Below are 7373 nucleotides of genomic sequence, written 5' to 3' on the forward strand. Positions count from 1 at the left end.
TTCGGCCGGACATTCACCTTCGCCGACCCCGACGGCTACCAGGTCACTCTCCACGACCGCACCTGATAAGCCGAACGCCACCGCCGATCACCGTTCCCCCGGGGACCGCCGGTTGCGCCCGAGGCGCGAGAATCCGGGCGGCGTTCATCGCGTGGTGCCACACCCGCCGCGGGGACGAGTTCGTCACCGTCATCATCGGCCTCACCCCGGTCCGCGACGGCACCGGACCGTCGAGACTGCATCTCTGTCACCTGCCCAGGGGGGCGGGCCCGGCCGTCCGCCCTGGACGCGGAAGCGGTCGGACGTGCGCCGGTCAGGTGTGCGACGGTGAGGCGTCTGTCGGCAGGAGGGCGGTCACGCGGAAGCCCTGGTGTGTCTGTCGTCCGGGGCTGGTCGCTATGCCGTTCGTCGGGCCGTTCGCCGGGCCGGTTTTGAGGGAGCCGCCTGCCGCCGCGAGTCGTTCGGTGAGGCCCTTGAGGCCCGTACCGCCGGTATCTGTGCTTGGGCTGTCGCCGTCGCCCTCGATGCCGACGCCGTCGTCCGTGACCGTCAGTCTGACCTGTTCCGCCGAGCCATCCACCGTGATCGTGCAGCGGGTCGCCGCGCTGTGCCGTACGGCGTTGGTGACGGCTTCCCGTACCACCCAGCCCAGCAGCACCTCGGCCCATGGCTCCAGCGGTGGCCCGGACCGGCGTATCACCGGTTCGATCCCGGCGGCCGTCAGTGCCGAGCACGCTCGGTCCAGATCCGTGGCGAGGCTGCCCTCGCGGTAGCCCGTGACGGCCTCCCGGATCTCGGTCAGGGCCTGTCGGCCGACGGACTCGATGTCGGAGACCTGGGTCAGGGCCGCGTCCGGATCGCGTGGTGCCAGTCTGCGCGCGGCCTCCGCCTTGACCACGATCACGGACAAGGTGTGACCGAGCAGATCGTGCAGATCGCGCGAGAACCGCAGCCGCTCGCGCTCCACCGCCGAGCGCGCCAACTCCTGGCGTGTGGCACGCAGTTCCATCACCGTCTCGGCGAGAGTGAGGATCGCGGCGGTCACCATCATGGAGATGAATGTGCCGTACGCGACCGCGATCGCGTTCCAGCCGTCGTGGTACGCGCCGATCGCTCCCGCGGCGGCGCTCAGCGGAAGGCCCACCCAGGCGAGGCCGCGTCCGCGCACCACGGTGCCGCAGGCCAGCCCGAAGAGCGGGAAGAACAGCAGCCAGCTCCCGCCGTAGACACCGCCGAGCCCGAAGGTCATCAGTCCCATCCCGGCGAGCGACCACCAGGTGGCGTGGCTATGCCGCCTTCTCGGGTCGAAGGCCGTGAACACGACGTAGACATAGAGGGAGTTGAAGACCAGCAGACCGATACCGCCGAACCACGGGTTCGGAGTCTTGCCCTGGACGAGATTGGAGAAGGAGCCCAGGCCGAGCAGCAGCCAGGGCAGCATCGCGTAACCACTGGGCGGCCCGGGTCTCCCGCCGCCCTGGTCCTGGCTTGGGTCCTGGCTTGGGTCCTTGCTTTGGCGCTGGCTTTGGTCCTGGGGCATGTCGTCCTCGCCGGTGTGCGGTACGAGACCACAGCGTACGAACCGAACACGAGCAGTCGGCCGAGCAGGACGAGGCCGGTCGTCTCGGACCGCACCGAAGCTCTTGACGACGCCGGTGGAGCTCACGGCGGGTGGTGAAGTATCCGCTGTCTGTGTCATACCCATGACGCTACGGAGCAGGACCGTTGCCCGGCAGATGCGGATGTACGGACTTGGCCAGTACAAATGTCATGGTGCGGGACTCCCCGCGGGAAGAGGCCGCCGCGCAACGGGAAGAGGCCGCCGCGTCTGTGCCGCGGCGGCCTCTTCGTGGTGCGTCACGCGCGTTGTACGCGGTGTGCTTGTACGCGTTGTGCGTTGCGGTGCGCGTGCCGGCCCCGGGTCTCAGGCCGCGTTGCTGTGTTCCCCCTCCGCCGGGCGGCGGTGGCGGCCGTGGGCCGGAGACATCGAGTCCTCCGTGGAGGCCGCGCCGCCTCGATGCTTTCCGAAGTGGCTGATGTCACCCTGGTCGGCGGCCGTCCCCTGCGGGCGCTCCTGGGTCGTGTCGGTTCGGGCTTCGAACATGTGGGAAGTCACCCCGTCGTGATCGCTTCTTGTTGTGGCGCAGGGGCCCCGGCATTCCCTGTACCGCCCGGCGAAGTGACGGTCACCGTTCCACATCACAGTCCCCGACAATGCCCGGTCGGTACGGCTGCGCAGCCCCGGAAGAAAGTCTATCCAGGTACCCCGCGCCCGGTGAGAGGCGCCTGCTGCAACGGAACCGGCCTGCACATCACAGGAGTTCGCGGAGGTGTGAACGGTTCCCCGGACACGGATTCCGCTTGTGCGAGTTGTGTGAGTCCGGGCGGCCCGGAGGCTGTTCCGGACGTCAGCGGTGCCCCAGGGTTCACCCATGCCGGTGGATCTGCCGGCCGGGAGGGAGGCTCCAACGGCGCAGTGGGCTCGACCGGTTCGGCCTGTCCTGCCGGTCTGACCTGCCCTGCCGGCTCGGCTGGTTCGATCAGTTCTGCCGGTTCCGGCGGCGCCATGAGCCCGACCACTCCGCACGGCACCTCCCTCGTCGCGTACGGCAGCCGCAGCACACCGTCCCGGGTCCAGAGCCCGGCTCCCGCCAACCACCCGTCCGGCGTAGGGAGCCGATGGAGCTGACGGCCCATCGGACGCCACACTCCGAGCCCGCTGCCCGCCGCGCCGTCGATCCGCAGCGCCACCGCGCAGCTCTCCGGCATCAGCACCTGTCCCGGCTGTACGGCGAACGGCGTCACCGCGCAGTCCGCGAGCCGCAGGCACTCGGGGAAGCGCACCGGACGCAGACTGCCCAGTACGCCCCAGCCCAGCCGGTCGTGACCCGGCGCGTCCGAGCGGATCAGCAGCAGTCCGCTGTCGGCGTCCGCCAGCAGCAGCCGGTCGTTGCTCTCCTCGGTGATCTGGAGCAGTGGCGTCACCTCGCCACCACGCCCCAGATCGACGGCGACGGCCTTCACCACGCCGTCCCTCTCCCGGTCCAGGGCCAGTATCCGGCCCGTACGGTCGAGCCAGACGCCGCCCGAGCAGTGGCCCGCGACCTCGGCCACCCGCTCCGGTCCGAACGCGCCGCCCGCCACCAGCCAGACCGTGGTGGAGTGCTCGCCGGGCGCCAGGGCGTACGCGCTCCGGCCGTCCGGTGACGGCGGCAGCAGCGTCAGCCGGTCGCATCCGAGCGCGCCGAGCGGCAGTTGACCCGTACCGGGACCGGTCGGATAGAGCAGCGAGAAGTCGTGCCGGTCCGCCACCCGGCGGCGGATGAGCACCCGTCCGTCGGTCATGGGCAGGACATCGGAGTCGGGCTCCTCGGGCTGGTCGAGCGGGAGCGGTACGGCGTAGGGCTCGGGTCCGTCGAGAGTCCACCGCTCCGGGAACCAGGCGTCGCCGAGCCCGCGCCCGCCTCCGTCGCCCTGCCCGCCACCGTTCCCGCCGCCTCCGTTTCCGCCTCGGCTCCCGTTCCCGCGGCCCCCGCTTCCGCCCCCGCCTCCGTCCCCGCCGTTCCTGTTCCCGCTTCCGAGCGTCAGTCGCGCCGCGTAGGTCCCGTCCGCCGTGATCGCGAACCCCGTACGCCGTAGCGCTCCGTCCTCCGTAGCCGTCTCGATGGCACAGGCCGTCATCGGTTCGTCACCTCCGGCGACGAAGCTAGTTTTCGCACTTCCTGCCGAACAACACGACGTCGGCCACTTCACACATATGGGTGGCCATGGCGGGATTTGCCGGAGCGTGTGGGGGCGGGTGTGCTGGCCGGGAGACGGGATGCTTAAAGTAAGGCACACCTAAGTCGGTGTCCGATCGGCACCCGACCGGTGGCTCAAACCCGTACCTACCAGGCCTTGACCCAGCACGTCCGCCTAGACCCAGCACTTCCCAGGAGCATCCAGATGTCCATACGACGCCGTGGCTCAGCCGCCGTCGTCGCTCTCGCCGCCGCGCTCTCCCTCGCGGCCTGCGGCAGCGGCAGCTCCACCGACAGTTCAGACAGCGGTTCCGCCGCCTCCGACGACGGAGGGAAGAAGGCCGCCGTCGCCACGGGCGGCAAGGACTTCGCCGACGCGGCCAGGAAGACGGCCGGCTACGGGACCGACGCCCGGCCGGGCCAGTTCCCGCGCACGATCACACACGCCATGGGTAGGACGGAGCTGAAGGCCCGCCCGGAACGGGTCGTGGTCCTGGACGTGGGCGAGTTCGACAATGTCGTGTCGCTCGGCGTCCAGCCCGTCGGCTACGCGCCCACCGAGGGTGACGAGGCCATCCCGAGCTATCTCAAGCAGGGCGCGGGCAGCCCCGAGAACGTCGGCACGATCAACAATCTCAACCTGGAGGCGATCGCCGGGCTCAAGCCCGATCTGATCCTCGGCAGCCAGTTGCGCGCGGCCGACAAGTACAAGGAGCTCTCGCAGATCGCTCCCACGGTCTTCTCCATCCGGCCCGGCTTCACCTGGAAGGAGAACTACCTCCTCAACGCCCAGGCGCTGGACCGTACCGCCGAGGCGGAGGCGGCGCTCGCCGCGTACGACAAGAAGGCGGCGGCCCTCGGCGCGGACCTCGGCCAGGACAAGCCGACCATCTCGATGGTGCGCTACATGCCGGACAGGCTGCGGCTGTACGCGAAGGCGTCCTTCATCGGCACGATCCTTGACGACATCGGTCTGCCGCGTCCCGAGAACCAGCAGATCAACGATCTCGCCGTGGAGATCAGCCCGGAGAAGATCGACGACGCCGACGCCGACTGGATCTTCACCGGTGTGTACGGCGATCCGGCGAAGACTCAGCGGGACACCGCACGCTCCAATCCGCTCTGGAAGAACCTCAAGGCGGTCAAGGCCGGACAGGCCAAGGACGTCAAGGACGAGACCTGGTACCTGGGTCTGGGCGTGACGGCGGCGGACCTGGTTCTGGACGATCTCCGCGGCTATCTGGTCAAGTAGCGCGAGTACCTGATCAAGTAGGGCGAGCGCAATCCCGGGACGGACCGAGGGCCTTGGGACCGACCGAGGCCTACCGAAGGCCTTGAGGCAGGTCGGCCGCATGCGCTCTCATGGGCTGTTCCGGTCAGGGCGGGTGGGACACGTGGGACAGGTAGCCTTTGCTCCGTGCCCTCCGTGCCCCGCCTGTCCGAAGTGATCGCCACGCTCGACGCCCTCTGGCCCCCTGAGCGGGCCGAACAATGGGACGCCGTCGGTACGGTCTGCGGCGATCCCGACGCCACAGTGAGCCGGGTCCTCTTCGCGGTCGATCCCGTCCACGAGATCGCCGAAGAGGCGGTGAAGCTCGGCGCCGATCTGATCGTCACCCACCATCCGCTCTATCTGCGCGGTACGTCGACGGTCGCGGCCTCCACCTTCAAGGGCCGTGTCGTGCACACGCTCATCAAGCACGACATCGCGCTGCACGTGGCCCACACCAACGCCGACAGAGCCGATCCCGGTGTCTCCGACGCCCTCGCCGGCGCGCTGGACCTGCGGATCGTCGCGCCTCTCGTACCGGACGCGACGGATCCGACGGGACGGCGCGGACTCGGCCGGATCTGCGAACTGGACCACCCGGCCACACTCCGTGACTTCGCCGCGCGCGTCGCGCACCGGCTGCCCGCCACCGCGCAGGGCGTACGGCTGGCGGGCGACCCGGACGCCCTCGTCCGTACGGTCGCGGTCTGCGGCGGCTCCGGGGACGGTCTCTTCGACCAGGTCAGGGCGGTCGGCGTGGACGCGTTCCTCACCTCGGACCTGCGTCACCATCCCACCTCCGAGGCCACACAGCACTCACCGCTGGGACTGGTCGACGCCGCGCACTGGGCCACCGAGTGGCCCTGGTGCGAGCAGGCCGCCGCCCAGCTCGACGAGATCTCCGACCGCCATGGCTGGGACCTGCGGGTCCATGTCTCGAAGACGGTCACCGATCCCTGGTCGGCCCACCACGATTCGTCGGCCCACCATGATCCGTCAGGCCACCATCGCTCTTCCGGCCACCACTCCTCAGGCCCCGACTCTTCCGGCCACCACCATTCTTCAGGAGCCCCCAACTGAACGCCGCGCCCGCCGACCAGATCCGACTTCTCGACGTCCAGGCCCTGGACGTACGACTGTCGCAGCTCGCCCACAAGCGCAGCTCGCTGCCCGAGCACGCCGAGATCGAGTCGCTCACCAAGGACCTCGCCCAGCTTCGTGACCTGCTGGTCGCCGCGACGACCGAGGAGAGCGACACCGCCCGCGAGCAGACCAAGGCGGAGCAGGACGTCGACCAGGTGCGCCAGCGCGCCGTACGCGACCAGCAGCGGCTGGACTCCGGCGCGGTCACCTCGCCCAAGGACCTGGAGAACCTCCAGCGTGAGATCGTCTCGCTCGCCAAGCGCCAGGGCGATCTGGAGGATGTCGTCCTCGAAGTCATGGAGCGCCGTGAGTCCGCCCAGGAGCGGGTCGCCGAGCTGACGGAACGTGTCTCCTCCGTCGAGGCCAAGGCCGATGACGCCGCCGCGCGCCGCGATGCCGCGCTGGAGGAGTTCGACGGCCAGGTCGCGGCCGTGACCAAGGAGCGCGAGCTCATCGCCGCGTCCGTGCCGGCCGATCTGCTCAAGCTGTACGAGAAGCTGCGCGTCCAGCAGGGCGGCGTGGGCGCGGCCCGGCTCTTCCGGCGCCGCTGCGAGGGCTGCCAGCTCGAACTGAACATCACCGAGGTCAACGAGGTCAGGGCGGCGGCGCCGGACGCCGTGCTGCGGTGCGAGAACTGCCGCCGGATCCTGGTCCGTACGTCCGAATCGGGTCTGTGATGGCGAAGTTCGTCGTGGAGGCCGACGGTGGTTCCCGGGGCAACCCGGGCCCTGCCGGATACGGTGCGGTCGTCCTGGACCCGGTGACGGGCGAGACGCTCGCGGAGGCGGCCGAGTACATCGGGGTCGCGACGAACAATGTCGCCGAGTACAAGGGCCTGATCGCGGGCCTGAAGGCGGCGAAGGCGCTGGACGCGGACGCTTCGGTGCGGGTGCGTATGGACTCCAAGCTCGTCGTCGAGCAGATGTCGGGACGCTGGAAGATCAAGCATCCGGACATGAAGCCGCTGGCGGCGGAGGCCGGGCGGATCTTCCCGGCGGGCCAGGTCACGTACGAGTGGATCCCGCGCGAGCGGAACAAGCACGCGGACCGACTGGCCAACGAGGCGATGGACGCGGGCAAGAAGGGCAAGCAGTGGGAGCCGTCGGCGTCCACGGCGGACCTGGACGCGAGGGCGGCGCGGAACGCTTCGGGCGGGGGCGGTGCTGGGTCGGGCGGGGGCGGTGCGGGTGCGTCCGGGCGTGGGCCGGCTCGTACCGCCG

The 7373-nt window shown here is 70.0% G+C and carries 7 protein-coding genes; 4 read left to right on the plus strand and 3 right to left on the minus strand.

Annotation, left to right across the window (positions count from 1 at the left end; genetic code table 11):
- Positions 1–313 precede the first annotated feature (313 nt).
- The 3 genes from GA0115259_RS17445 to GA0115259_RS17455 form a co-directional block, all read right to left on the minus strand.
- A complete protein-coding gene (locus GA0115259_RS17445) occupies positions 314–1441 on the minus strand; it encodes a sensor histidine kinase (RefSeq protein ID WP_237540123.1) in 1128 nt (375 codons plus the stop codon).
- A 483-nt stretch (positions 1442–1924) separates the two neighbouring features.
- Positions 1925–2104, minus strand: coding sequence for a hypothetical protein (locus GA0115259_RS17450; protein WP_093597625.1), 180 nt, complete (start codon positions 2102–2104; stop codon positions 1925–1927).
- A 149-nt stretch (positions 2105–2253) separates the two neighbouring features.
- On the minus strand, positions 2254–3681 hold the full coding sequence (locus GA0115259_RS17455) for a hypothetical protein (protein WP_093597628.1): 1428 nt from the start codon (positions 3679–3681) through the stop codon (positions 2254–2256).
- Between the two features lie 264 nt (positions 3682–3945).
- On the opposite strand from GA0115259_RS17455, the gene GA0115259_RS17460 reads away from it, so the two are divergent.
- From GA0115259_RS17460 to GA0115259_RS17475, 4 genes are all read left to right on the plus strand, one after another.
- Positions 3946–4992, plus strand: a complete 1047-nt coding sequence (locus GA0115259_RS17460; protein WP_093597631.1) for an ABC transporter substrate-binding protein — start codon at positions 3946–3948, stop codon at positions 4990–4992.
- Positions 4993–5166: 174 nt separating this feature from the next.
- The gene (locus tag GA0115259_RS17465) at positions 5167–6090 is read left to right on the plus strand and encodes a Nif3-like dinuclear metal center hexameric protein (RefSeq protein WP_093597637.1); all 924 of its coding nucleotides are present in this window, start codon (positions 5167–5169) and stop codon (positions 6088–6090) included.
- The gene (locus tag GA0115259_RS17470; RefSeq protein ID WP_093597634.1) at positions 6087–6830 is read left to right on the plus strand and encodes a zinc ribbon domain-containing protein; all 744 of its coding nucleotides are present in this window, start codon (positions 6087–6089) and stop codon (positions 6828–6830) included. Before GA0115259_RS17465 ends, GA0115259_RS17470 begins: the two co-directional genes overlap by 4 nt.
- The coding region (locus GA0115259_RS17475) for a reverse transcriptase-like protein (RefSeq protein ID WP_141716605.1) at positions 6830–7373 on the plus strand (544 nt) is incomplete at its 3' end. The genes GA0115259_RS17470 and GA0115259_RS17475, both read left to right, overlap by 1 nt.

It is taken from the genome of Streptomyces sp. MnatMP-M17, from assembly GCF_900091995.1.
Lineage (GTDB): Bacteria > Actinomycetota > Actinomycetes > Streptomycetales > Streptomycetaceae > Streptomyces.

Coding starts and splice junctions, on each gene's coding strand:
- GA0115259_RS17445 (WP_237540123.1), bottom strand. CDS start 1,441: ATGCTGCCCTGGCTGCTGCTCGGCCTGGGCTCCTTCTCCAATCTCGTC.
- GA0115259_RS17455 (WP_093597628.1), bottom strand. CDS start 3,681: ATGACGGCCTGTGCCATCGAGACGGCTACGGAGGACGGAGCGCTACGG.
- GA0115259_RS17450 (WP_093597625.1), bottom strand. CDS start 2,104: ATGTTCGAAGCCCGAACCGACACGACCCAGGAGCGCCCGCAGGGGACG.
- GA0115259_RS17460 (WP_093597631.1), top strand. CDS start 3,946: ATGTCCATACGACGCCGTGGCTCAGCCGCCGTCGTCGCTCTCGCCGCC.